Here is a 1,331-nt window from a genome sequence, read left to right as displayed (position 1 = left end):
TGAGGTTCCCCCGATAACCCGGAGACTTTCGATCATGGTCTGATAGACCCTGACCAGGAGGTTTTCGTGCCCGCCCCTCGCAAGTACCCGGACGAGCTGCGCCAGCGCGCTGTGCGGCTCTACCGGGAGTCCGACCCCAAACCGGTGATCAAGCGCCTGGCCGAGCAGCTCGGCGTGCATCCTGAGGCGCTGCGCAACTGGATCCGCCAGGACCAGGCCGATCACGGTGAGCGTTTCCACCAGCCGACCACCGCCGAGGCCGAGGAACTGCGCCGGCTGCGCCGGGAGAACGCTGAGCTGCGCAGAGCCAATGAGATCTTGAAAGCCGCCTCGGCTTTTTTCGCCTCGGAACTCGACCCGACCCGGCGACGGTCATGAAGCTCGTGACCGAGCTGCGTGACCGCTTCGGGGTCGAGCCCATCCTCCGGGTCCTGCAGATCGCGCCGTCGACCTACTACGGCTGGGTGGCCCGCGAGGCCGACCCCGGCGTGCGGGAGGTCGAGGACCGTGGGCTGCTGACCGAGATCGTCGACATCCACGACCGGTCCGGGCAGACGTATGGCAGCCCGCGGGTGCACGCGACGTTGGCCCGCCGCGGCATCCGTGTCGGGCGCAAGCGGGTCGAGCGGCTGATGCGCACGCATGACCTGCAGGGCGCGTTCCTGCGCCGCGGCTGGCGCGGCGGGTCCACCAAGCAGAACCCGAGGGCCGATCCGGCGCCGGACCTGGTCAACCGGGACTTCACCGCCGGCGCCCCGAACCGGCTGTGGGTCGCCGACGCGACCCGGATCGTGACCGGGCAGGGCGTGCTGTGGCTGGCCGCGGTCCGTGACGCGTTCTCCAACCGCATCGTCGGCTGGAAGACCTCCGACCGGTGCAACACCGACCTGGTCCTGGGCGCTCTGGAGTACGGGATCTGGTCGCGCGACGTGCGCGACGGGCAGTTGATCCATCACAGCGACCGCGGGTCGACCTACACATCGATCCGGTTCTCGGAACGGTTGGCCGACAACGGGATCCTGCCCTCGATGGGGTCTGTTGGGGACTCGTATGACAACGCGCTGATGGAGAACTTCTTCTCCACGTTGAAGATCGAACTGGTCTACCGAAACTCGTGGCGGACCCGAGACGACGCCGAGAACGCGATCTTCGCCTACATCGACGGCTGGTACAACCGCGAACGCATCCAGAAGGACCTCGGCTGGCTGTCCCCGGACGAGTACGAAGCCGCCTGGTACGCAAAGAACATCGATACACCCGACCCCGTGAACACCACCCTTGAGCAGGCCGTAGCCTGCTAGCCACCTCTCCGGATTATCGGGGGAACCTCA

The 1,331-nt window shown here is 67.0% G+C and carries 2 protein-coding genes; both read left to right on the top strand.

Annotated features, from left to right (window positions below):
- The first annotated feature begins 66 nt into the window (after positions 1-66).
- Positions 67-378 carry a transposase gene (locus HAV39_RS42015; protein ID WP_191844657.1) on the top strand — a complete coding sequence of 104 codons (312 nt, stop codon included), beginning with the start codon at positions 67-69 and terminating at the stop codon, positions 376-378.
- On the top strand, positions 375-1,301 hold the full coding sequence (locus tag HAV39_RS42010) for an IS3 family transposase (RefSeq protein WP_191844656.1): 927 nt from the start codon (positions 375-377) through the stop codon (positions 1,299-1,301). Before HAV39_RS42015 ends, HAV39_RS42010 begins: the two co-directional genes overlap by 4 nt.
- Positions 1,302-1,331 lie beyond the last annotated feature (30 nt).

This window comes from Catellatospora chokoriensis (genome assembly GCF_011297315.1).
GTDB classification, from domain to species: Bacteria; Actinomycetota; Actinomycetes; order Mycobacteriales; family Micromonosporaceae; genus Catellatospora; species Catellatospora citrea.
The sequence above is the reverse complement of the archived record's forward strand: the minus strand, read 5'-3'. Positions and strand labels throughout refer to the sequence as shown.